The organism is Halarchaeum nitratireducens (assembly GCF_014647155.1).
Classification (GTDB): Archaea; Halobacteriota; Halobacteria; order Halobacteriales; family Halobacteriaceae; genus Halarchaeum; species Halarchaeum nitratireducens.
The window spans coordinates 204,588-227,391 of record NZ_BMOQ01000006.1 but is presented as its reverse complement, the minus strand read 5'-3'; the positions used below and the strand labels follow the sequence as shown (position 1 = coordinate 227,391).

General features: G+C 67.4%; 21 protein-coding genes. 7 read left to right on the top strand and 14 right to left on the bottom strand.

The features are described from left to right. Nucleotides 1-105: 105 nt before the first annotated feature. Nucleotides 106-1,428, bottom strand: coding sequence for a hypothetical protein (locus IEX91_RS11960; RefSeq protein WP_188879325.1), 1,323 nt, complete (start codon nt 1,426-1,428; stop codon nt 106-108). Between the two features lie 89 nt (nt 1,429-1,517). On the opposite strand from IEX91_RS11960, the gene IEX91_RS11955 reads away from it, so the two are divergent. After that, nucleotides 1,518-1,700 carry a hypothetical protein gene (locus tag IEX91_RS11955; RefSeq protein ID WP_188879210.1) on the top strand — a complete coding sequence of 61 codons (183 nt, stop codon included), beginning with the start codon at nt 1,518-1,520 and terminating at the stop codon, nt 1,698-1,700. A gap of 61 nt (nt 1,701-1,761) precedes the next feature. Next, nucleotides 1,762-2,409: a helix-turn-helix domain-containing protein gene (locus IEX91_RS11950; protein ID WP_188879209.1), complete on the top strand. Its 648-nt coding sequence runs from the start codon at nt 1,762-1,764 to the stop codon at nt 2,407-2,409. A 50-nt stretch (nt 2,410-2,459) separates the two neighbouring features. On the opposite strand, the gene IEX91_RS11945 is transcribed toward IEX91_RS11950, so the two are convergent. Beyond that, on the bottom strand, nt 2,460-2,867 hold the full coding sequence (locus IEX91_RS11945; protein WP_188879208.1) for an SRPBCC family protein: 408 nt from the start codon (nt 2,865-2,867) through the stop codon (nt 2,460-2,462). A 254-nt stretch (nt 2,868-3,121) separates the two neighbouring features. Here IEX91_RS11945 and IEX91_RS11940 point away from each other — a divergent pair, with 254 nt between their 5' ends. The 3 genes from IEX91_RS11940 (at nt 3,122) to IEX91_RS11930 (ending at nt 9,952) form a co-directional block, all read left to right on the top strand. Continuing rightward, on the top strand, nt 3,122-5,722 hold the full coding sequence (locus tag IEX91_RS11940; RefSeq protein WP_188879207.1) for a heavy metal translocating P-type ATPase: 2,601 nt from the start codon (nt 3,122-3,124) through the stop codon (nt 5,720-5,722). A 153-nt stretch (nt 5,723-5,875) separates the two neighbouring features. Next, entirely contained in the window at nt 5,876-8,446 is a 2,571-nt protein-coding gene (locus IEX91_RS11935) for a PAS domain S-box protein (protein WP_188879206.1), read from the top strand. A 600-nt stretch (nt 8,447-9,046) separates the two neighbouring features. Continuing rightward, nucleotides 9,047-9,952 (top strand): hypothetical protein, encoded by a 906-nt coding sequence (locus IEX91_RS11930; protein WP_188879205.1) that lies wholly within the window; start codon nt 9,047-9,049, stop codon nt 9,950-9,952. 187 nt (nt 9,953-10,139) lie between these two features. On the opposite strand, the gene IEX91_RS11925 is transcribed toward IEX91_RS11930, so the two are convergent. The 3 genes from IEX91_RS11925 to IEX91_RS11915 all read right to left on the bottom strand — a co-directional run bounded on the left by IEX91_RS11925 (nt 10,140) and on the right by IEX91_RS11915 (nt 12,473). Beyond that, on the bottom strand, nt 10,140-10,304 hold the full coding sequence (locus IEX91_RS11925) for a hypothetical protein (RefSeq protein ID WP_188879204.1): 165 nt from the start codon (nt 10,302-10,304) through the stop codon (nt 10,140-10,142). Nucleotides 10,305-10,629: 325 nt separating this feature from the next. Further along, nucleotides 10,630-11,922: a hypothetical protein gene (locus IEX91_RS11920; protein ID WP_188879202.1), complete on the bottom strand. Its 1,293-nt coding sequence runs from the start codon at nt 11,920-11,922 to the stop codon at nt 10,630-10,632. Further along, a complete protein-coding gene (locus tag IEX91_RS11915; protein ID WP_188879200.1) occupies nt 11,919-12,473 on the bottom strand; it encodes a hypothetical protein in 555 nt (184 codons plus the stop codon). The genes IEX91_RS11920 and IEX91_RS11915 overlap by 4 nt, the downstream gene beginning before the upstream one ends. A 348-nt stretch (nt 12,474-12,821) precedes the next feature. Between IEX91_RS11915 and IEX91_RS11910 the strand changes: the two genes are divergently transcribed. After that, the gene (locus IEX91_RS11910; protein WP_229772862.1) at nt 12,822-13,805 is read left to right on the top strand and encodes a CPBP family intramembrane glutamic endopeptidase; all 984 of its coding nucleotides are present in this window, start codon (nt 12,822-12,824) and stop codon (nt 13,803-13,805) included. Nucleotides 13,806-14,169: 364 nt separating this feature from the next. Here IEX91_RS11910 and IEX91_RS11905 read toward each other — a convergent pair whose 3' ends face one another. The 5 genes from IEX91_RS11905 to IEX91_RS11890 all read right to left on the bottom strand — a co-directional run bounded on the left by IEX91_RS11905 (nt 14,170) and on the right by IEX91_RS11890 (nt 17,991). Then, nucleotides 14,170-14,742 carry a hypothetical protein gene (locus IEX91_RS11905; protein WP_188879199.1) on the bottom strand — a complete coding sequence of 191 codons (573 nt, stop codon included), beginning with the start codon at nt 14,740-14,742 and terminating at the stop codon, nt 14,170-14,172. Nucleotides 14,743-14,845: 103 nt separating this feature from the next. Continuing rightward, nucleotides 14,846-14,968 carry a hypothetical protein gene (locus IEX91_RS16545; RefSeq protein ID WP_268238705.1) on the bottom strand — a complete coding sequence of 41 codons (123 nt, stop codon included), beginning with the start codon at nt 14,966-14,968 and terminating at the stop codon, nt 14,846-14,848. Between the two features lie 217 nt (nt 14,969-15,185). Beyond that, the gene (locus IEX91_RS16325; protein WP_229772861.1) at nt 15,186-15,371 is read right to left on the bottom strand and encodes a hypothetical protein; all 186 of its coding nucleotides are present in this window, start codon (nt 15,369-15,371) and stop codon (nt 15,186-15,188) included. A 256-nt stretch (nt 15,372-15,627) separates the two neighbouring features. Next, nucleotides 15,628-16,824 (bottom strand): iron-containing alcohol dehydrogenase, encoded by a 1,197-nt coding sequence (locus tag IEX91_RS11895; protein ID WP_188879197.1) that lies wholly within the window; start codon nt 16,822-16,824, stop codon nt 15,628-15,630. Between the two features lie 159 nt (nt 16,825-16,983). Continuing rightward, on the bottom strand, nt 16,984-17,991 hold the full coding sequence (locus IEX91_RS11890) for a phosphate uptake regulator PhoU (protein WP_188879196.1): 1,008 nt from the start codon (nt 17,989-17,991) through the stop codon (nt 16,984-16,986). Between the two features lie 194 nt (nt 17,992-18,185). Between IEX91_RS11890 and IEX91_RS11885 the strand changes: the two genes are divergently transcribed. After that, nucleotides 18,186-19,100 (top strand): MarR family transcriptional regulator, encoded by a 915-nt coding sequence (locus IEX91_RS11885; RefSeq protein WP_188879195.1) that lies wholly within the window; start codon nt 18,186-18,188, stop codon nt 19,098-19,100. Between the two features lie 96 nt (nt 19,101-19,196). Here the strand turns inward: IEX91_RS11885 and IEX91_RS11880 are convergent, their stop codons facing one another. From IEX91_RS11880 to IEX91_RS11865, 4 genes are read right to left on the bottom strand one after another with little or no spacing between them, the layout of a single operon-like run. Further along, the gene (locus tag IEX91_RS11880) at nt 19,197-19,841 is read right to left on the bottom strand and encodes a DapH/DapD/GlmU-related protein (protein WP_188879193.1); all 645 of its coding nucleotides are present in this window, start codon (nt 19,839-19,841) and stop codon (nt 19,197-19,199) included. Beyond that, nucleotides 19,842-20,834, bottom strand: coding sequence for a phosphonate ABC transporter, permease protein PhnE (gene phnE, locus IEX91_RS11875; protein WP_188879192.1), 993 nt, complete (start codon nt 20,832-20,834; stop codon nt 19,842-19,844). It lies immediately after the preceding gene. After that, nucleotides 20,831-21,640: a phosphonate ABC transporter ATP-binding protein gene (locus tag IEX91_RS11870; RefSeq protein WP_188879191.1), complete on the bottom strand. Its 810-nt coding sequence runs from the start codon at nt 21,638-21,640 to the stop codon at nt 20,831-20,833. The genes phnE and IEX91_RS11870 overlap by 4 nt, the downstream gene beginning before the upstream one ends. A 22-nt stretch (nt 21,641-21,662) precedes the next feature. Beyond that, nucleotides 21,663-22,637 carry a PhnD/SsuA/transferrin family substrate-binding protein gene (locus IEX91_RS11865; RefSeq protein WP_229772860.1) on the bottom strand — a complete coding sequence of 325 codons (975 nt, stop codon included), beginning with the start codon at nt 22,635-22,637 and terminating at the stop codon, nt 21,663-21,665. Between the last annotated feature and the right edge of the window lie 167 nt (nt 22,638-22,804).

Below are 22,804 nucleotides of genomic sequence, written 5' to 3'. Positions count from 1 at the left end.
ACCGCGGGCGGACAGCGTGTACGCGCGACGACGGCCGCTGGTACGATAGGTGCGAGAGCACTGAATGAGACGAGAGCGAGCGGTCGTTTCGATGGAGTGCGGCCATTACTCGCTCGCGAGCGACCCGAATCGAGCGCTCACGGCGGGCGCGACGGCGTGTCGGCAGACGACGAGCAAGAGGTTCGCGGCGGCGAGTGCGACGCCGCCCGCGACGAGCGCGTCGCCCGCACGGCTGAGGGGTGCGGGGAGCGCGACGCCGCCCGTGACGAGGACGAGGAGCGCCGTGCCGGCGAGGAGGAGCGCGAAGTCGACGTGGGCGACGCGCGCGACGTAGAGGTCGTCGATGGTCGGCACGGCCTCGAAGCCGAGGCGGTCGCTGTAGCGGTGCACCCAGACGATGAACGGGACGACGTGGTAGAGCGTGCCGAGGACGACGAAGCCGACGACGCCGAGGACGAGCAGGGAGAACGACCCCGGCGCGCCGACGGCGGCGTCGTAGGCGAGCGGGCGGGCGAGCCAGACGGGGAGCGTCCACGCCGCCCACGCGCCCATCGCGACCGGGAGGACGGCGTATCGGCGGAGCATCGGCCCCCACGAGACGGTGGCGTCCGCGAGGCGACGCGCGAGCACGACGGCGACGGCGAGCACGCCACCGACGACGAGCAGGCCGCCGAGGCGGGCGAGCGGTGCGATCCCGACGAGGCGCCCCATCGCGAGCAGGGCGACGCCGAGCGGGTAGACGGTCTCTTCGAGGCGCTGGAGGCGCCGGTCGAACGCGTCGAGGTCCGACTGGGCGAACATCGGGACGAGCTGGTAGAGCGCGCCGAACACGGTGCAGAGGACGGCGCCGAAGAGCGCGAGCGCGACGTGCGAACCCCGGAGCGCCACGCGGCTCACGGGGAGGAAATCGGGACGAGTGAAGCCGGCGGCGAGCGAGACGCCGAGCGCGGAGACGGCGAGGAAGGACGCGAGCGCGTACGCGAAGTGGCGTTCGGTGACGTCGAACGGGCGGGCGCGGGCGAGCGTCCGTGCGATGTTGTAGACGAAGATCCAGAACCCGAGGAGCATCGCCGCCGCGAACGCCGGGAGGGGCGCGAACGCGCCGGCGAGGAGCGCGGCCGCGAAGCCCGCGAGACCGCCCGCGAGCAGGGCGAGCTGGACGCCGGCGAGACGCGTCGAGTGGAGGCGGACGCCCGACCAGACCGGGACGAACTGCGTCATCGCGCCGGCGATGGTGAGGCAGACCCAGCCGACGAGCACGAGGTGGACGTGCGCGAGGCCGGCGGCGGGCGCGAACAGCGTATCACCGCGCAGCAGGCCGACGAGTACCGCGACGCAGAGCGCGCCGAGCGCGACGACGAAGTGGCCGAGCGGCAGCCGCATCGGCGGTTGGACGTCGGTGTCGACGTCGGGGTTCCCGGGGAGCATGCGCACGTCTTCGAGCGCCCGGCACCTACGCGCCGTCCCGAACGCGTTCGGGAAAACGCCTCTCGGCGCGGCGCGCCGAATAAGAACCGATGACCGCTACTGCCGCTCGGGTCCGCCGCGTCGCTCGCAACCGCCTCCCCGTCGCCGTCGGCGTCGTCGCGTTCGCGGCCGCCTGCGTGTTCGCGGACCTCGACGCCGGTGTCGTCGGGGGGACGATCGTGTTCTTCACCGCGAAGACCGTGGAGAGCCTCACGATGGCTCGCGGACCGTGAGCGCTCCCGGCACGCTGGAACGAGCGCTAGCCACTTAGGGCCCGCACGCAAACCGAGCGATATGCCGCGCGCCGAACTCACCGTCACCGTTCCCGAGGGCATCTGGATCGGCGACGTCTCGCGTCGATTCGCCGCGGACACGTTCCGCGTGCTCACCGCGTTCGCGGACGAGGAGACGGGCGTCGGCCTCCTCGAACTCGACGAGGGCGGCGACCCGGACGCGATCCGCGACGCGATGACCGCCCACGAGACGATCCGAGGCGTGACGACGCTCTACGACGGCGACGAGGACGTGTTGTTGCAGTTCGAGACCGCGGATCCGGTGCTCTTGCTCCCGCTCCGGGAGTCCGGCGTCCCCCTCGAATTCCCCTTCGAGATACGGGACGGCGCGGCGACGTGGACGCTACGTGCACCGAGCGAGCGCCTCGGCGCGCTCCGCGATCAGTTCAGCGCGTTCGGCATCGACTTCACGCTCGAACGCATCGGCGACGAGCGATACGAGCGCGACGCCCCGCTCACCGAGCGCCAGCGCGACGTCCTCGCGACCGCGGTCGCCGTCGGCTACTACGAGACGCCGCGCGACGCGACGCTCACCGACGTCGCCGACGAGCTGGGGATCGCGAAATCGACGTGCAGCGAGACGCTCCACCGCGCGGAAGCGGCGGTGATCACCGAGTTCGCGGAGCGCGCCGACCTGCTCGCGGACTGAGCGCGCCGTCGAGAGCGGGGCGCGTCGCCCCGAGACGGGCCGGCTCTCCGTCAGAGCGCATCGAGGAAGTCGAACTGGGCGTTCAGCTCCTTGCGACGCTGGCGTTTCACCACGGTGCCGTCGAAGACCGGACCGACGATCTTCGCGGCGAGCGCGTACTCGGTCGTCGCCTCGACGTGGGTGCCGTCCGCCGTTTCCTCGACCGTGTAGACGGTCTCCATCTCGCGGAAGATGCCGTCGCGCTGGTGGTACGCGAGCGCGGCGTCCGCGCGATCCTCGACGACGAGGTCGAGTTCGATTTCGAACAGGCCGACGTGGTTGGCGATCCGGAGGGCGTCCCCCTCGACGTCCACCTCGTCGAACCCGGCGGCCAACATGAACGACTCGACGTCGGAGATGGCGTCGCGGACTCGCTCGGGCGACGCCGAGACGTCACGGGCGACGGTCACAGTCTCCATATGCGATCGTTTCGGTGGCTCGATAAAGAGCCCGTCGGCCCCCGCCCCACCGCACGCCCGGCGAGCGGCGGGGCGAAGACTCCCGCTCTGACGCACGCCGACGGGGATACCGGCCACGACGCGAGTTACGGACCGGCCCGCCCGCGCCAGACGCTCGTTTTAATAACTACATACCAATATTTGGCAATAGACGGCATTTCGACGGCGTGTCGTAACAGTCGAATTAATAACTCTGCGGATCCTTCGATGAGCTAATGACGAATCGGTCGCACCCCCCGGACGGCGACCACGGTCACGCCCACAGCGACGACCACGGTCACGATCACGACCACGATCGGTCGGGCGCACCCGCGACCGATCTCGGTTCGGAGACGACGCTCCAACTGTCGGTGCCGGAGATGGACTGCGCGTCGTGTGCAAGAACGGTCCGAAACAGCGTGCAGTCGCTCGGCGCCGTGGAGACGGTGGACCCGCAGGTGACGACGGGGACGCTCACGGTCACCTACGACCCGGACGGTGCGACCCCGGCGGACGTCGCCGAACGCGTCGAGAGCGCCGGCTATACCGTCGCGTCCGGCGTCGAGGAGACGACGGAGACGTTCGGCGTGCCGGAGATGGACTGCGCGTCGTGTGCGGGAAAGGTCGAGAACGCCCTCGACGCCGTCGACGGCGTCGTCACGTACCAGACGCGGCCGACGACGGGAACGGTGACCGTCACCTACGACCAATCCCGCGTCACGACCGACGAGGTCACGCGGGCCGTCGAGAACGCCGGCTACGAGGTCGCCGACGCCACGGCGTCGGGCGACTCGGGCGGGCCCGACGTCGCGGAAGCGCAGAGCGTCTGGCGGAGCGCGCGCGCGAAGAAGACGCTACTCAGCGGCGGGATCGCCGCGCTCGGCCTCCTCGTCGAGTTCCCCCTCAATGGCCTGAACGCGCGCGTCCTCACGGGGCCGATCACGATCACGCTCGCGGACGCGCTCTTCTTGCTCGCGGTCGCGGTCGGCGGTCAGGAGATCGTCCGGAACGGCTACTACTCGCTGCGGAACCGGAACCTCGACATCGATCTCCTGATGACCATCGCCATCTCGGGGGCGATCGTCGTGAGCCTCGTCTTCGGCGAAGGCCTCTACATGGAGGCCGCGACGCTCGCCGTCCTCTTCAGCGTCGCCGAGCTCTTAGAGCGCTACTCGATGGACAAGGCCCGGAACTCCCTCCGAGAGCTGATGGACCTCTCGCCGGACGAGGCGACCGTCAAACGCGACGGCGAGGCGATCACCGTACCCGTCGAGGACGTGCGCGTCGGCGACATCGTCGTCGTCACGCCCGGCGAGAAGATCCCGATGGACGGCGCGGTCACGGCCGGCAAGAGCGCGGTCAATCAGGCGCCCATCACGGGCGAATCCGTCCCCGTGGACAAGACGACGGGCGACGAGGTGTACGCCGGGACGATCAACGAGGAGGGATACCTCGAAGTGCGGGTCACCTCGGCGGCGGGCGACGACACGCTCTCGCGGATCGTCGAGATGGTCGAGGACGCCCAGGCGAACAAGACCGAGCGCGAGCAGTTCGTCGAGCGCTTCGCCGGCTACTACACGCCCGCCGTCGTCGCGTTCGCCGTGCTCGTCACGCTCGGAACCCCGTTCGCGCTCGGCGTCGCGTGGGAGCGGGCCATCGTCTACGGCCTGACGCTGCTCGTGCTCGCCTGTCCCTGTGCGTTCGTCATCTCCACGCCCGTCTCCGTGGTGTCGGGCATCACGAGCGCCGCGAAGAACGGCGTCCTGATCAAGGGCGGGAACCACCTCGAAGCGATGGGCGCGGTCGACGCCATCGCCGTCGATAAGACCGGGACGCTCACGAAGGGCGAACTCACCGTCACCGACGTGATCGCGCTCAACGGGAACACCGAGGCGGACGTCCTGCGGTGCGCGCGCGGCCTCGAATCCCGCTCGGAACACCCGATCGGCGAGGCCATCGTCGAGCACGCCGCCGACCGGGACGTCGGGACGCGATCGGTCGCCGACTTCGAGAGCATCACCGGGAAGGGCGTGCGCGCGGACCTCGGCGGCGAGGCGCATTACGCCGGGAAGCCCGCGTTCTTCCAGGACCTCGGTTTCGACCTCTCGCACGTCCACGCCGTCACCGATGGGGGCGTCGTGACGCGGACGTCGCGGCGGCTCTGTGAGCGAAACGACTGTCTCGACCTCCTCGACGACACCATTCCCGCCCTCCAGTCGGAGGGGAAGACGGTCGTCCTCGTCGGGACCGAGGACGAGCTCGAGGGTCTCATCGCCGTCGCGGACGACGTGCGCCCCGAGGCGGCGCGCGCCGTGGCGCGCCTCCACGACCTCGGCGTCGAGCACGTCGTGATGCTCACCGGGGACAACGAACGCACCGCGCGCGCCATCGCCGAGACGGTCGGCGTGGACGACTTCCGCGCCGAGCTCCTCCCCGACGAGAAGGTCGCGGCCATCCGCGAGCTCGACGAGGCCTACGGGAGCGTGGCGATGGTCGGCGACGGCGTGAACGACGCCCCCGCGCTCGCCACCGCCACGGTCGGCGTCGCGATGGGCGCCGCGGGTACCGACACCGCCCTCGAAACCGCGGACATCGCGCTGATGAGCGACGACCTCTCGCGGCTCCCCTACCTCTACGAGCTCTCGCACGGCGCGAACGGCGTCATCCGGCAGAACATCTGGGTGAGCCTCGGCGCGAAGGCCGCCCTCGCGCTCGCCGTCCCGTTCGGCCTCGTCTCGATCTGGGCGGCCGTCCTCGTCGGCGACGCCGGTATGACGCTCGGCGTCACCGGGAACGCGATGCGCCTCTCCCGTCTCACCCCCGCGAGCGAGGACTGAGCATCGAACGTCTACCGGGCGCAAACGCGAAGTCCGTCGGCGCCCTGAGAGTGGGCTCGGCTGACACTACAAGCGGCCGGCGCACGCGGACCGCTCAGCCCTATGCTGGCACTTATTCGGCTCGGCATCCGTAGTAGCTGGTAAGACCCAGTAATGAGTGAGCAACCGTCCCCGATCCGCATCCTCCACGTGGATGACGAACCGGGGTTTGCGGATTTAGTCGCGACCTATCTCCAGCGAGAGGACGACCGGTTCGAGGTCGAGTTAGCGGCGAACGCCAGCGACGGCCTCGATCGACTCGCCGACGCCGAGTTCGACTGTATCGTCTCCGACCACGACATGCCGGGGCAGAACGGGATCGAGTTCCTCGAAGCCGTCCGCGACGACCATCCCGACCTGCCGTTCATCCTGTTCACCGGGAAGGGAAGCGAGGAGGTGGCCAGCGAGGCGATCTCCGCCGGCGTCACGGACTACCTCCAGAAGGGGGGTGGCACCCACCAGTACACCGTCCTGGCGAACCGGATTCGAAACGTCGTCGAGAAGTGGCACACGGAACGAGAGGCCGAGCGAATCAGGACTCGCCTCGAGGCGATCACCGCGAACTCGAACGACGCCATCCTCACCATCGACGCCGAGAGCACCATCCAGTTCGTGAATCGAGCCGCGGAGGAGCTGTTCGGCTACGAGCGGGACTCCATCGTCGGTGAGCCGCTGACCACGCTCGTCCCACCGCGTCACCGTGAGGCCCACCTCGACGCCATGGAGCGGTATCTGGAAACCGGCGAGCGGACGATCGATTGGAAAGCGGTCGAGTTCCCCGGTCGGCATCGAGACGGGCACGAGATCCCGCTCTCGGTCTCGTTCAACGAGTTCGAGGAGGACGACGAGCGCCGGTTCGTCGGCGTGCTTCGGGACATCTCGGATCGGGTTCGCATGGAGGAGGACCTCCGCGAGCGCGAACGGCGCTTCCGACAGATGGCCGAGAACCTCCAGGAGATCGTCTGGATGACCGACCCCGAGAAAGAAGAACTGATCTACGTGAATCGCGCCTACGAGGAGATCTGGGGGCGATCGGCCGAAGGGCTGTACGAGAGCCCGCGGTCGTTTCTCGACGCCGTCCACCCCGACGACCGCGACCGTATCAAGGACGCACTCGATACGCAAGCGACCGGCACCTATGAGGAGGAGTATCGGGTCAGGCGCCCGGACGGGGAGGTCCGCTGGGTCAACGATCGAGCCGTCCCGATCGAGAACGACGCGGGGGAGGTCTATCGGATCGTCGGTATCACGTCGGACATCACCGACCGGAAGGAACGCGAACAGGAGTACGACCGCCTCCTCGACCTGCTCGATCACACCGAGCAGATCGCCGACGTCGGCGGCTGGGAAATCGACCCCGAAACGGAAGACGTGTTCTGGTCCGACCACCTCTTCGAGATGCTGGGATGGGACGACGACGAGGAGCCCCCGCTGGGGGAAGCCCTCGACGTCTACGTCGAGGACGATCGAGCGCGCGTCGAGAACGCCGTCCGGGACGCCATCGAGGCGGGGGATTCGGTCGACGTCGAGGCGCGGTTTCAGCGACGTGACGGGGGCGTCCGTCGGTTCAGGATTCGCGGCGAGCCGACGCTGGACGGCGGCGAGGTCGTGGCGCTTCGGGGTGCCGTCCAAGACATCACCGAGCAAAAGCACCGCGAACAGGAGCTTCGTGACGAACAGCAGTTCGTTCAGAGCATCTATAACGCGCTCCCCGACCCCCTCTACGCGTTCGACACGGAGGGCGATCCGATTCGGTGGAACGTGCGACTGGAGGAGATCACCGGCTACACCGGCGACGACATCCGCGGGATGTCCGTGACCGACTTCGTACCCGCGGACGAAGCGGAGACGGTGGCGGAGAAGTTCCAGCGGGTGCTCGAAGACGAGGCGTCGGTCACGTTCGAATCCGCGATCCGGACGAAGGACGGTGAGCGACTCCCCTACGAGTTCACCGGCGGGCCGCTGAAGGACGCGAACGGCGAGCTCGTCGGCGTGACCGGAATCGGCCGGGACATCCAAGCGCGAAAAGAGCGCGAGCGGGAGCTCCAAGAGCGAAACGAGCGGCTCAACGAGTTCGCCAGCATCGTCAGCCACGACCTCCAAACGCCGCTGAACGTCGTCGAGGGGCGCGTGGAACTGGCCCGCGAGGAGTGCGATAGCGAGCACCTCGACCAGATCGATACCGCGCTCGACCGGATGACCCGCATCCTCGAGGACGTGCTCTGGTTGGCGCGCGAGGGCCGCGACATCGGTTCGACGGAGCCCGTGGCGCTTCGGAGCGCCGTCGAGTCGGCGTGGAACCTCGTCTCGGAGTCCGCGGACGGCGCCGAGCTACGATACGCGGACGACGAGGGCGGACTGCGGACGATCCGAGCCGATTCCGATCGGCTGTCCCAGCTCCTCGAGAACCTGCTCGGCAACGCGGTCGAACACGGCGGCGACGACGTGACCATCACCGTCGGCGGACTCGACGACGGCTTCTACGTCGAAGACGACGGCCCGGGCATCCCGACGGAGAAGCACGAGCGGTTGTTCGAGATGGGGTATTCGACGAACGAAGGGGGGACCGGCTTCGGGATGAGCATCGTCAAACAGGTGGCCGACGCCCACGGCTGGGACGTTCGCGTGACCGATGGCTCCGAGGGTGGAGCACGATTCGAAGTCACCGGCGTCGAGTTCAGCTAAGCGGGAGGGCGGAGCCGTCGACGGAATCGGTGCGAGTCGGGTATCGGACGGCTATGCCGTCCACGTCGTCACCAGCCAGTCGGAACGCCCGTGCGTAACCGCTCGGGTCCCGGAGTTTCTCCGCGCGAGCGGAGGGGAGTCTGTAACGATCAGGGTCGAGACTTCGCCGTTGGTGTCGGGCCTTCGAGTGAGTCGATCTCTCACCACAGACCGGCCACATGTGAATGCATATACTTAGTTAAATATGGCGTTGGAAAGTACAAACCGATACCAGATTAAACATCATACTGAAGCGACTCTATGGCCTTTCAATACCCCTCGTCAAAATCACTGAATATCGATAGTCGATAATTTATACTTCGATGGGAACATTCAGATGCGACGCCAATTTCCGGGGCGACCGGTCCGCAGTCGGAACGCGCCCGTTCCCGTGATGACGGGACACCGCGTGCGTCGACTAGCGACCGCCGCGCTCTCGGGGGCCCTTAGCTCGGCGTCTCGGCAGTCCCGCCAGACGACGCGTCCCGATCGCGCAGGGGGCGATCCGTTCGACTCGCGTTTCCAGCACGCCCAAGTGCCGCGAGGAGAGTGATCACCACGATGCCCTCCAGACGCCGCCTGCTGCACGCGGCGGGCGCGGCGACGGCCGCCGCGTTCGCCGGGTGCGCGAGCACGCCCGCCGAGCGGACCTACGCGCTCTCGATCCAGCGGATCGATCAGTCCCCCGTCGAGCACGCGCTCTACGAACCCGACGCGGACTCGCTCTTCGGCGACCCGGAGCGAACCGCGCTCGCCGACGTCCTGCCGGACGGGAGACACACGACGTACGGCTATCGCCCGCTCCCGCGCGATGCGTACGTCGAACGCGACGGTACCTACTATCAGACGAAGTACGTCGTCACCGGTCGCGAACGGGTGGATCGACCGCTCGTCCGCGCCACGCCCGTCCCGAGAGAGGACGTGCCCGACGATGCCGTGGTCGTCGACGCACTCGATCGACCGAGTGCGCGCGTCGTCAAGATCCTCCACACGCACGAACAGAGCGGCAGTACCTCGGACCTCCTCCGCGGCGATGCGTACGTCCTGCGACGGCCCGCGGAACTGGAGAGCCGCCTCGTCGACGGTGACCTCGACGGGCGCGTCGTGACGATGACCCCGGACGGGTCCTGGGCGTATCGACTCGACGTCACGCGGACGCGGATCCTCGAAACCCGCTATACGGCCTTCGCCGTCGAGGTCGCGGACTCGCGTGCGAGCTTCCGCGACGTCGTCTTCGGCGCCCGCATCGACGCCGAGCTCTCCCCGAGCGACCTCTCGTCGGACGCACGTCAGCTCCTCGAACGAACCATCAGGACGGAGACCAGCGATGCCACCGAACCGCTCCCGGACGCGTTCGAGGCGCTGTTGACGGCGCTCGGTCTCGAACGCGAGTCCGAAAACGGCCGACTGCTCTGGTACGACGGCGGGCTCTTCCGCTACGGCCTCTACGTCGATCGACCGTCGTGAGCGCCGTCGCTCGCCCCGTCCGTCGGTTTCGATCACGCGCGACACCCTCGACGCTGGACGCACAGCGCGAGGCCGGAGAGCCTGCGGATCGACGGCGCACAGCATCCGGGGACTGAGCGCGGCCGACGGTTCCCCGCTCATCCGTGTCTACCGGTGTGCGGGCCACGCGGCGAGCGCGTGCACTGCGCTACGAGCGCCCCGACCGAGAGTCTTCCTCACCGAAGGAGAGCGTTCGGTCACTGGCGAACAGTCCGAAGAGGGCGAACAGCGCGTAGAGCGCGGGCTCGTTCGTCCACACGCCGAGCACGCCGAGCACGCCGAGCGCGCCGAGACGGTTCACCGGGATCTCCATGTGCGAGGCTCGTCGGTCTCGTCTGAAAAGCCCACTGCTCGTTCCGAGCCGTCGGGAACGACCGGTCTCACGCTCGGCAGTCGGGTGCCCCGCTCGACGACGGTGCGGACGGCCGCGAGCGTGCGGTCGTCGTACCCCCGAGGGCGGACCACAGTCGAGGGCGCGACCGCCGCCGTCCGCACCGCTGATCGCGCCGCATCACGCTAGCGGCGAACGGGGTCGTCGAGGCGCGACGCGCGCACTTCCGGAACTGATCGGCGTGAGCCCGTGCCGAGTCCGATGTCGAACGGGCGACGGAGCGGGGGCGGGCCGAGCGAGTCGCGGGTCACGCCCCTACCGCCTCGATGACCGCTCGACACGCGGCCGGAGCGTTCCGGGCTCGTGCGGCCGCGGCGACGTAGCGGCGAACGGGGTCGTCGAGGCGCGACGCGCGCACGTCGCCGCTGTGTCGGGCGAGCGATTCGTCGGCGAGCGAGACGGCCATCGCGGCGTCCGCGAGCGCCGGCCGGACGAGCGCCGGACGCGGGCTCTCGTCGAGGGCGCGTCGAATCGCGCGCAGTGCCCGGGCACGCCGTTCGCGGACCTCGGACGCGTCGGCGATGCGATAGGCGTCCGCGCCGTCCTCCGCCAGTCGGGTGCGGACCTGGTCGTACGCTTCGAAGTTCGAGATGGCGGCGACGGCGGCGACGACGGCCCGAGCTGGACCGTCCGGCTCGCTGACTCGTTGCACGCTCGACTCCGCGTCGTCCCGGAGCCGATAGCGCAATCGCCCCCCGAGTCCGTCGCCGGACTCGGTCGGTTCGGGCGGGAGTTCCGCACGCCGGTCTCGGAGTCGCGTCGCCAGCGTTTCGGCCGCCGCGGCGAGCGTGTCCTCGACGTCGGGCGCGTCGCCCGAGAGGGAGTCGGTGTACCGGTCGTGCAGATAGCGGGTATCGTCGGCGAGCGCACGCGCTGTTTCGGCGTGTTCGCCCCACGCGGCGACGGTCAACAGCGGACTCGACTCGTTGGCGTGGGGTGTCGGGTCGTCGAGTGCGACGTCGAGGTTCCGTTCGAGGCGGGCGTAGACGAGCGCCGCGCGGATCGGATCGTCGCCGCGGTACGCGAGCGTCGACCGGAGCGCGCGAGCGTCGTCGACCGCGCGGCGACGTGCCGCCTGCAGTTCCGAGACGCGTCGGTTCCCCGCGGCGTACGCCCAGCCGGCGGCGGCGTATCGGGCCCGCTCGCGGGCTCGCGAGAGCGCTTGGAGGGCCGAGAGCCGCGTCCGTGCCGAACGCGCGCGTTGGCTGGACGTCGACGCGTCGTCGGCGGCGCGAAGGAGGCGCTCGCGGATCACGCCGTTCGGGATTCGCTCCCGGTCGAGGGGCGTGGGAACGCGCTGGAGGAGGGCGCTCACACGGCGCAGTCGTTCGTCGAGCAGGGACTGCTCGATCGGGACGGGGACGGACTCGACGACGATCGGGTCGGACTCGCCGTCCTCGGTCACGTCGCGGAGGTGGTACATCGGGACGGTCGTCTCGGAGCCGTCGCGTGAGCCGTCGAGACCGCTACAGCCGGCGAGCGCGCTCACACCGACCGCCGCGAGGAACCCCCGTCGCGTCGGGGTGGACTGCTCGGTCATTCTCGGGCCCCTCCCTCCCCGTCGCTCGTCGCGTTCGTCGACGTATCGCCCTTACTGGTCGCTTCGGCGCGAGCCACGCGCGAGTCGCACGTCCCGCTCCCGATGCTCGATCCGAAGGCGTTGACCGCATCGGCGTCGAGCGAGACCGGGAGTCGGATCAGCCGGGACTCGAACACCGAGCGATCGGCCTCGCACCGTTCGTCGTACGGCCGCAGCAGGCGGGCGTACTCCGTCTCGATCTCCTCGGGCCCCCAGGAGACCGAGCAGAGCCGAAGGCGGTAGCACTCCCCGACCAGCGCCGTCTCCAAGAAGAGCGTCTCCCGATCGAAGTCCGTCCCCGAGACGAACGCGGAGACCGCCGCCCCGTCGTCGGCGGTGAGCCCCGTCGCCTCCGACGCCGAGTCGAGGACGGCGTGTTCCGCCCTGAACGAGAGCGAGTCGCGGTCGAGCGAAGCCGACTGCTCCCGCTCGAAACCGGGCGGGCGGATCGGTGGGACCGCCGACTCGGTCCGGCGCAACACCATCGGCGGATCCGTCGCGGTGTCGGCCATATCGCCGCTCGATCGCTCCCCCTCGGAGGCCGAGCCCGAGGTCCGTGCGGATCCCGCAGTCAATTCGTTGCAGCCGGCCAATCCGCCGAGAGCGGCGGCGGCTACGTGGAGGACGCGTCGCCGTGTACGAGGTACCATCGGGGACTACTCGATGGTGTGCAAACCGACGACTAAAGCGTTTGTGTCTGTGGCGAACGAGCCCACGGTGGGGGCCGCCCCTCGGTGTCAGCACGCCCGTCGTTCTGTGTGGACGGAACCGCGACATCGAGGAAGTCGGACGGGTGGGTCACGCTTCCGGTCGAGAAGCCCGTCTTCGGCGGTTACGGTCGTACGGCCTCACCGTCCACCGTGGACACCGAATCCCGACCGATCCGAGACGGTTTCGAGTCACTCCGACGCATCGCACGCATCGTCGCCTGGCCGGTCTGGAACCTCGACACCGGACGCGTCCGCGCGCCGATCCGGGCCCTGCTCCCGCTCGTCGTGACGTTCCTCGGGTTCGCGCTCGTCCAGTCGCTCGCGCAACGCCGGTTCGACGGCCCGACCGGGATCGTCGCCACTGCGCTCGGCTTCGCGCTCGTCCTCGCGGTCGTCGTCCCCGCCAGTGCGCGACTGCTCGACCGGCGGCCCGTGCGCGATTACGGTCTGTCGTTCGATCGCGAGTGGTGGCGGTCGTTCGCGGCCGGCGCGCTCGCTGCCACCGTCGTCAACGGGGGGACGCTGCTCGTCTCCCTCGCCGCCGGCTGGGTGCGCGTCAGCGGGTTCGCCGTGAACTCCGGCGACGCGCTTTCCTTCCCGACCGCCGCACTCGTCGTGTTCACCTATATCGTGATCGTCAACGGAGCCTTCGAGGAGTTCGCCTTCCGCGGTGCGATGTTGACGAACCTCGCGGAGGGCGCGGGCGGCTACCTCCCGCGGCGAGCCGCGGTCGGCGTCGCGGTCGTCTGTAGCTCGCTCGTCTTCGCGTACATGCACAGCGGGAAGGTCGCGCACGTCGGCCAGTACGGCTACTATCTCGTCGCCGGCCTCGTCCTCGGCGGCGCGTACGTCGTGACCGGCGAGCTGGCGCTCTCCGTCGGCTTTCACGCGTTCTACGACTTCACGATGAGCGTGGTGTTCGGCCTCGGGGTCTCCCAGCGGACGCCCGAGCTCGTCCACCTCGCCCGCTCCGGGCGCTCGTTCTGGATCGGAGAGACCGGGGTCCTACAGGTCGTCTTCGCCGTCGTGGGCGGGCTGTTACTGGTGGGGTACGCACGCGTGCGTGACGGCCGACTGCGCGTCGACGAACGACTCACTCGGTGGCGGTCAAGTGACGCGACGACGGGAGAGTGAGCCGCGAGCGGGTGGCGGAGGACGGCCGCTGACGCGCCAGCGCGTAGTTGTCGATCGGCCGCACCGGACGAGAGCGCCGACAGCTCGGCCGACCTGGGGAGGGTTACAACAGTATCCGTGTAAACCACTGTCGCGTACCCGCGGCTCCGCGTGACACTGACGGGAGACGGACGTGTAGTAATAGGCCTCGCTCAAACGCCGGTTGTACCGTCGGTCGGCGAGACGGCGCTCGGGACGCACCGCGTGATCAGAGACCGGGACGGTCGCACGCCGCTCGACGGTCTCTCTCCGAACGGACAGCGGAGTGTTGCCCCGTCAGCCGGGGTCGTCGCGTCCCGGTCCGTCCCGACCGTCACGTCTCGCCTCACTCGGGGGCGGTCGAGCGTCCAGTCGAGGTCGGTTCGGCCCGTGGTTCCGCGAGGTCGAGCGTGTACGTCACGTCGACGGGACCGGTCCCGGTGGGCGTCGTCTGATCGGTGTAATCCACGGCGAAGACGTACGCTCCCCGGTCGAGTCGTGCCGTGAGGGACGTCTCCGTGACCGCAGTGCGGCTATACGACTCGGCGATCGGGACGTCGCGAGCCCCGCGTTCGTAGCGGTCGTAGGCGTCGCGCTCGAAGACGAGGCAGTCGATCGGCGTGTCGCCGGCGACGGACGCCTCGTAGTGGAGGACGTCGCCGCTCGCCTCCGGCGAGTTCGTGAGCGCGAACGCCCGGAAGTCACCCGGTTCGAGCGTCGTCGCTCCACCGCTGTCGGCGTGGAACGACCGAAACGCCCGGTCCGGGTCGTCGGGGTAGTCGTCGCCGCGATCCGGCACGCCGTCGCCGTCCCGATCGGACATCGTCGTCGTGGTCGATCGGCTGGTCACGTCGTCGAGACAGCCGCCGAGCGTGACCGCGGCGAGACTCCCGAGGAGGGCGCGGCGCGAGCGATTCACGCCCGGATCTGGGCCGCGGGGCGTGATAAGTGTTGTCCGAAACGAGTGGGCCGTCGAACGATCCGCCATCCGTCGCCGCTCGCGGCGAGAGACTGACGCCGATTCATCGGTCGTAGACGAGGGCGTAGAGGACGGTGCAGAGGCCGAGGACCGTGATGACACCGCGCGCGAGTAACACGACGCCGGTCGTCAGGAGGGTGATAGAGAGCAGTGAAAGAGCCAGCACGGCGATCCCGACGCAGGCTCGGCACCGGTAGTGCGGAGTTGGAGGAGCACGATGAACATCTCAGGATAACCCCTCGAAGAGATCCGTGAACCGATCGGACGGGTTCGTACTAATACGAATAACTGAGATGATATACTCACCATCCTCAAAGTAGGCGGACACTTCTTCGACGGTGGTCCTGATAGCGCTTGTAGTGATGGCCGTCCGGATCGAGAACCTACGTTTCGGTCACGCGATCAACCGCCTCTATTCGGTTGAGGAGCCGATCGGCGATCGGTTCGGGCATCTCGCAGGCCGTGCAGAGCTCGGAGACGGACATCGGTTCGGTGGTGAGTTCGCTGAGGATGGCCCGCGCGTACTCGTCGTCGAGCAGCGCGAGGAACTCGTCAGCATCCTCGTCCATATGTCGAGTATACAGAGAGAGCACTATAATCCCCCCCGCGCTTCTTGCTTAGAAGCAGTACATGGGAGATGTGACCCGCACACTGATCCGTTCGCGGCGTGCCACTAACAATCCTACAGACGTAGTTCACGATCGGGCCCGCTCCGTTACCTTAGGATTTGTTCTCTCTTATATACTATATATAAGTCAGATAGTTCTACATGATAGGGATCGGACGCCGAGTCGTCACTGTACCCGCCATGTACCGCGTCCACCCTCACCACGCAGCCCGGAGCACCGCCGTCAGCGCGTCGTCAGTGACGTCGATCCCCGCGGGGACGTTCTCGATCAGATCGTCCGCCGCGGTCGTCGCCGCGATCGCCGGGAGGTCCGCCTCCGCGACGTCATCGAGGTCGCGGAGTCGCGTCGGGAGGTCGAGGCCATCGCGGACGGCAGTCACGGCCTCGACGACGCCCGCGGCGGGGTCCGCGTCCGACGGGACGGCGAGCGCGTCCGCGAGCAGGTCCCGCCGGCAGTCGCCGCGCTCGAAGAGGTAGTCGAGGACGTGCGGGGCGACGATCGCGTGCGCCGCGCCCTGCTGGACCGCCGAGTGCGTGGTCAGGCCGTGGCCGAACGCGTGGATCAGCGCGAGCGTCGTCGCGTCCGGGCGCGCGATCCCGTACTGGACGAGGATCGTCCCCCGCACCGCCGCGCCGTACGCCGGGTCGTCGCCGCCGAGGGTGGGGAGCGACTCGCGCAGGACGCGGAGGCCGCGCGCCGCCGTCCCGTCCGTCACGGGCGTCGCCGTCCGCGCGTACAGCGACTCGACGCCCTTATCGAAGCCGTTCATCGCGGACGCGCGGAGGACGTCGCTCGGCGTCGTCGCCACGAGGTCGGGGTCGTAGACCGCCGCGTCGGGCATGAGCGCCGGTGCAGAGACCCCGCCCGCGACGGCCTCGTCGACGTGCCCGTTCGCCGGCGTCGCCATCAGACCGCCGACGAGCGAGAGATCCGCGCCCGCGAGCGTCGTCGGCACCACGACGAACGGCGGGAGGTCGTCCGGAACCGGGAGCGCGCCCGTCTCCGCGAACGACGCGACCGCGGCGTCGCGTTCGTCGTGAGCGACGAGCGCCCGGATCGCCCTCGCCACGTCGAGGCTCGATCCCCCGCCGAGCGCGACGACGCCGTCCGCGTCGAGCGCCTCGTACCGCTCGGCGCCGGCGAGTGCCGTGTCGAGTCGCTTCTCCGACGTCGTCTCCGCGAACACGTCCGCCGAGCGCCCGCCCGCCCCGTCCGTCACCGGGTCGATCACGGCCGGCGTCGTCCCGGTCGTCGTTCCCGCGACGACGAGCGCGCGCTCGACGCCGCACGCGGCGAGCTCCGCGCCCAAGTGGGCTATCTCGCCCGCGCCGTATCGGATCGCCGCCGGTCGATAGTCGAATCGGAACGCCGCGCTCTCCGCGCTCGTGTTCATACACGCCCATCGACCGCCGGGGATTAAACGCCGACGCGTCGGTCGCCGTCGCGAGCGTCGTCCACGCAGCACACGAGACGCCACTGGAAAACGGGTGAACGGAGAGCATCGATAGCCGTTGTGGCCGCGGTGACGAGAGCTACGGGGCAGAAACGACCGTTACTCGACCGCGGTTCGGATCCGCTGTTGGAGGGCGATATCGGCGATGTTCCCACCGTACTCGACGGTTCGTCGAAGACTGTCGAGTAACAATCCGAGCATATAGGCTTCGCCCGGGTTGTCGGTGTCGTATAGTTCGCGGTCAAATGCGTCCACGTCGTCAAGGACGCGATCGGCATCGTGAGTGACCGCGAGGATCTCGTCGAGGTCGGTGCTTTCGAGGAGGAGTGTCGCCGTATCGTCGACGACATCGCGCACGGCGTCACCGACTGTGGAGAGGCGATCGATGTATGCCGCAGAGAGTGAAAGGTCGGGTTCGAGAGAGAGAGTTGCGATCTTCTCCGCGTGGTCCCCGATCCGCTCGAACTGCCGGGCAGCGTAGTAATACTCGAAGAGTTCGTCTCGGCTGTATCCGAGCTTCCGGACTTCGCGAAGGTTCGTGAGCGAGCGCCGGAAGTGGCGCGTGATCATCGAGAACAGCTTATCCGCCTCGTCGTCGCGGTGGATCACTTGGCGGGCGAGTGCCTCGTCGCCCTTACAGACCGCGGTCAATGCGTCCCGATGCATCGCGAGGACGACGAGACGGAGGCGAAGGGTGCTCTTTCGGACGTCGACGTTCTCGGCGTCGATGAGGTTTGTGAGGCGAATTCGGCTCTCGGTCGTTTCGAGGACTTCGAACCCGGAGAGCCCCCGGACAGAATCTTCGACGACCGGACGGCGTTCGCTCGGGTTCCGTGACTGATCGATAAGTGTGACGGCGTCGACCCCGACGCTATATGCGGCCGGGAGTTGTCGTCGGATCGTATCGTCGTCGTTCGACACGGTGAGTTCGACGGCGCGTTCCGACTGGCCCGCGTTACCGGAAGCCTCAACGAGCAATGACCCATCGTCGCCAGTATGCATCCGGAGCACCGACCCCGCCTCGATACCGTGCTCTTCCGCCCACGTTTTGGGTAACGAGACGGTGTACGTAGTCCCTCCGGACAACTGGACTTTCCGTGTCTCCATATACGCGACGGTGGGGACGCACTCCACCTGATTATTGGTATGTGGATACTAACCTAGTATTGAGAGCTATACAGGTATATGGATCGACGGCGACTTCGCTCTCTCGCCCACCATCCACCTCGAGTCCGGACTCTCCGTACCCGTCCGGATAGTAAGGACGGTACGGTTATTTTCTCATCACGGCATCCACAAGTATGTCCAAGCGCCGCTGGTACCGGCCTCACGACTTCACACCACAGGGCCGAAACGCGACGCTCGTACAACTAATCGAGGTGATCGACCACAGCGCGCCGGAGACGAAAGCCGACCTCGCCGATGAGATCGGTATCTCAGAGCAGTATCTTTCCGAGCTTCTCCAACACCTCAAGCGAAGTGGCGTGGTGAAAAAAGCGTACGTGGTCGATGAAGACACGGCGTACGCCCAGGCGACCAAGATCTCTCCTGTCGTCGGTCAGGTCGACGGTCCGAATGCTCTCGCTGCATCCCCGGGCGACGAGACGGATCGGGACGCCTCGATCCGCGAGCCGTTACAGCGATTGAGCGACGTCACGACGGAGCAGTACGCGGCAGCACAAAGTGTGTTTCTCGGTAACACCCCGGAGCGCCCCGCGAGCGCCTTCGAATCGCTTGCGAACGAGCGGTACTCCCACGTCCTCAACGAACTCAAATCATACACGCTCACGACCGGATGGCCAGGGAATCGAATCGCATCCGATCTGGCAACCATCGCGACGAACCTCGAGATCATCGGCGATCGGGCGTGCTTCGTCGCCGACGTCGTCGAGAGCAACGACGTCACGACGACCGGCATCGTCGAAGACCGCGTCGCGGACATCTTCACTACCGGTGCGGAGATCGACGACCTCTTCGAGCGTATCGTGTTCGAGGGCGATGCCGATGCGTACGAGACCCTGTTGACGCAGGAAGAACGCGTCCACCGCGACCTCAACGAGTTGTTCGAACTCATCAGCGCCTACGATCACAGCACGTACGGCTATCTCGTCTCCGTCACACGAGCGCTCGAGCGAGCTATCTACTACTGGGTGCACTCAGCGGAAATCGCTGTTCGCCTTCACACGGGACTGCAGCCTGACCACGTGATTGTCTAGTTGGAAGCAGACTCCTCCCGCATTTGGGATGGGAGCGACGCGGGGGACGGCCGTCGGTCGCTCGGTGGCGCGGAGAAAATCGAGCGGTAACCAGTCTTAGGCTCGTTCGGGCGCGTGCTCAGCGAGGAATGTGTCGGTGTCCCGTAGCGTAGGCAGACGTTCGCGGAGCGTCTCGTGGCTCCAGTCCCACCACTCGGTCGCTTCGATGCGCGCCGCGGTCTCCGTATCGAAACGCCGGCGAATCGGTGTCGCAGGTGTGCCGCCGACAACGGTGTAGGGGTCGACATCATGGGTGACGACGGCGCCCGCGCCAACGACGGCTCCGTTCCCGATGGTGACTCCGGGGAGAACAGTCGCCCCGTGCCCGATCCAGACGTCGTGGCCGACAGTAACTGGTTGGCCGGCGCGCCACTCAAATACCCGTTCGTCGTCGTCACCGAGCCCATACTGCGCCGCACGGTACGTCACGTGATGGGCGGTCGGACGCTCAATCGTGTGATTGGGCGGGCCGAGTCGTACGTCGGACGCGATACTTGAAAACTTCCCGACACCGGCGTGATCGAGCTGGACGCGCCGCATTAGATAGGAGTACGCGCCGACCTCGGAGTCGTTGAGCCGACACTGCGAACCGACCTCCGTCCACGGGCCGAGTTCACTCTCCGTGATAACGACCGGATCATGGATCGTTGGTTCTTCGTCCAGAGTGACGTCGTTGTCATCGCCGTAGGACTCGTAGTACATCTAGCGTCGCCCCGCGGTCGACTCGATGATTTTCCTCGGAGCAGTGAGGAACGCCTCGATAAAGCCGGTTTGTTCGACCTCGTCCTCGTCGCGGAGGTAGGCCCGGACGCGTTGGCTCAGGAGTTCGACCGACCCGGCCATGAGGATGACGAGGATGATGCAGGCCATCATCTCCGTGTAGTGGAACGTCTTGCGTTGGATGTTCAACTCGAGGCCGAGTCCGCCGGCACCGATGAGGCCGAGTCCGATGGCGGATCGGACGTTGTGTTCGAGGTCGAACGCGATCCACGCGATGAACTGGCGGAAGACCTGGCTCAACATCCCAAAGGAGATGGTCTGTGTCTTGTTCGCGCCAGTGCTCTCGATTCCCTCGATGGGCCCGTCGCCGATCTCCTCGAGTTCGTCGGTGAAGAGACGACCGAGGTAGCCCGTGGTGTCGATCATGATCGCGAGCGCAGCGGTGAACGGTCCGACGCCGCCGAGCGGGATCAGGATGAGCACCCATACGAGCGCGGGGATCGCGCGGATGAAGCTCATCGTCCCCCGGAAGGCGAAATTGAACGGGTACGGGACGACACGCTCGCTCGCCATCACACCGAAGAAGAGTGCGGCGGGGAGGCCGAGGACGGTCCCGGCGAACGCGATGGCCATCGTCGTCGCCGACGCCGCGAAGAGGTTCTCTGCGACCATGAACTCCCAGTACTGCATCACGTCGATGAACGGGATGCCGTAGTAGGTAGTCGGCGGGAAGTACTCCGTGAGTGCCTCGAGGAACTGCGGAATCTGGTTGATCAGTTCGGTGATCGAGAACCCGATGACGACGAGGCTCGCGTAGAAGAGAGCACCCGCGACGACGACCCCGACGAGCGTGTAGATGCGTCGGATCGTCTTCCGGCGCTTGATGTCGGTCAGCTTCTGATCGACCGGCGTATCCCCGAGCTCAGTGAGCCCGAAGTACTCGCGAACGCCCTTGCGTGTGGAGTCCGAACTCATACCGACACCTGTTCGTTCGCCGCGAGAGGGGGGACCGTTTCGTCGTTCGATTCGTCGGGTTGCTCGTCGGTTCGTTCCGCGAGCCCGACCGTCTCGACGTTCCCGTAGAGGCCGTCAATGAGATCGGGCGTCAGTTCGCCGTTCTCGACGTCGAAGTACAGTTCGCCGTCGCGCAGGCCGATAAATCGGTCGCCGAAGTGCGCGGCGATGTTGACCTGGTGGAGGCTGACGAGCCCGGTGATGTCGTGCGTCTGCGCGGCCTTCTTCAGATACGCCATCACCGTCTCGGCGCTCGACGGATCGAGGCTCGCGACCGGTTCATCGGCAAGTAGCAGCGACGGATCTTGGACGAGCGCCCGAGCGATGCCGACGCGCTGTTGCTGGCCGCCGCTCATCTGCGAGGCGCGCTGGTGGGCCTCGTCGAGCAATCCGACCGTCTCGAGGGACTCGAGAGCGCGGCGCTTCTCGCTGCGATCCTGCCACTGCAGCAGACTCCGAAGGGTTGAGGTCCGGTTGAGCGAGCCGTTGAGCGCGTTTAGGTACGCCGAGACGCCCTCCACGAGGTTGTGCTGCTGGAAGATCATCCCCACCTCTGAGCGCGTCCCGGCGAGCGGCTCGCCGTTGAGCGTGACGGATCCGCTCGTCGGCTCTGTGAGGCCGTTGATACAGCGCAGCATCGTCGACTTCCCGGCGCCGGACTCGCCGAGTAACACGACGAACTCGTCCTCGATCTCGAACGAGACGTCCCGGAGCGCGACGACATCGCCGTACGTCTTCGACAGACCGTCTACTTTGAGTGTGCTCATAGTGAGAAGAGACGATGGTGGCTTACGCGCCGGGATCGATACCGACCGCGTTCATGCGCTTGATCACCGGCTGATAGTCCTCGACGGAGGTGTCGACCAGCGTCGTGAACGGGAGCTCGTCCTCGTTGTAGTCGTCCGGATAGTACTGCTGGATCGTCTCCTCGTCGGAGTTCAGGAGCGCGTCGCCGATCTCCGACTTCTTCTCGGAGTCCCAGCTCTTCCGGGCGTACATCGGCTGCTTCGGGATGGGGAACGACCACCAGATCGGCTTGAAGTGGGGCTCCTCGGTCCCGAGCGTGTCGAGGAAGGAGCTCTTGTTCTGCACGCGGTCCGGGAAGTCGGACTCGTACTTCTCCGGGATGTGCGGGATACCGTTCCCGCCCCACGTCGTCGCGCCATCCGCCTCGCCGTTCCCGAGTTTCTCCAGCGCGACGTCGTGGTTCGTCCAGCTCCCGTCGAAGTCCACGGGGTCGCCCTTCGGCGCGTCCCCGATGTCGAGACCGGCCTGCTGGAGCGTGTAGAGCGCGAAGATCGACCCGCTCGTCGAGAGCCGGTCCGCGAACGCCCACGTCTTCCCCTTCACGTCCGTGCGCTCGTCGATGTCCGAGTCGAGCGGGACGAGCATCACGGAGAAGTAGAACGCGGACCCGCCGGTCACGGTCGTCCCGTAGACGTCCATGAGGCTCGGGTCGGAGAGCAGGGTGACGTCGTCCATCCCGATCTCCGCCTGCTCGCTCTTGAGCGCGGGGCGGATCGCCGAGTAGTCCTGCGGGACCTTCATCTTCACGTCCACGCCGTCGACCTCGCCGTTGAGGAGGTTCTGCACCGGTTTGTACCGGCGTCGGGCGTCGGCGGGCGTCCCGGGTGTGAGGAGCATCGTGATCTCCTCAGCACCGCCACTACTCGAACCGAGGACGCCCGAACAGCCGGCGAGCCCGGTGAGGGTCGCCGCGCCCCCAGCAGCGAGGAAGCCGCGGCGACTCGTCGTGGAAAGCATACGAGTCGACGTTTCGATGGCGGCAGTTCGACCGTCGACAGGTGCGTCTGACATCGTTACAGATGTTCCCGGATGAGAGAATAATCCTTCTCTCCGTAGAGTACAGTAGGTCAACAACCGAAATCTCGGGCCCGGGGGAAGTGGTGCCCGATCGAGCAGCGTCCGGA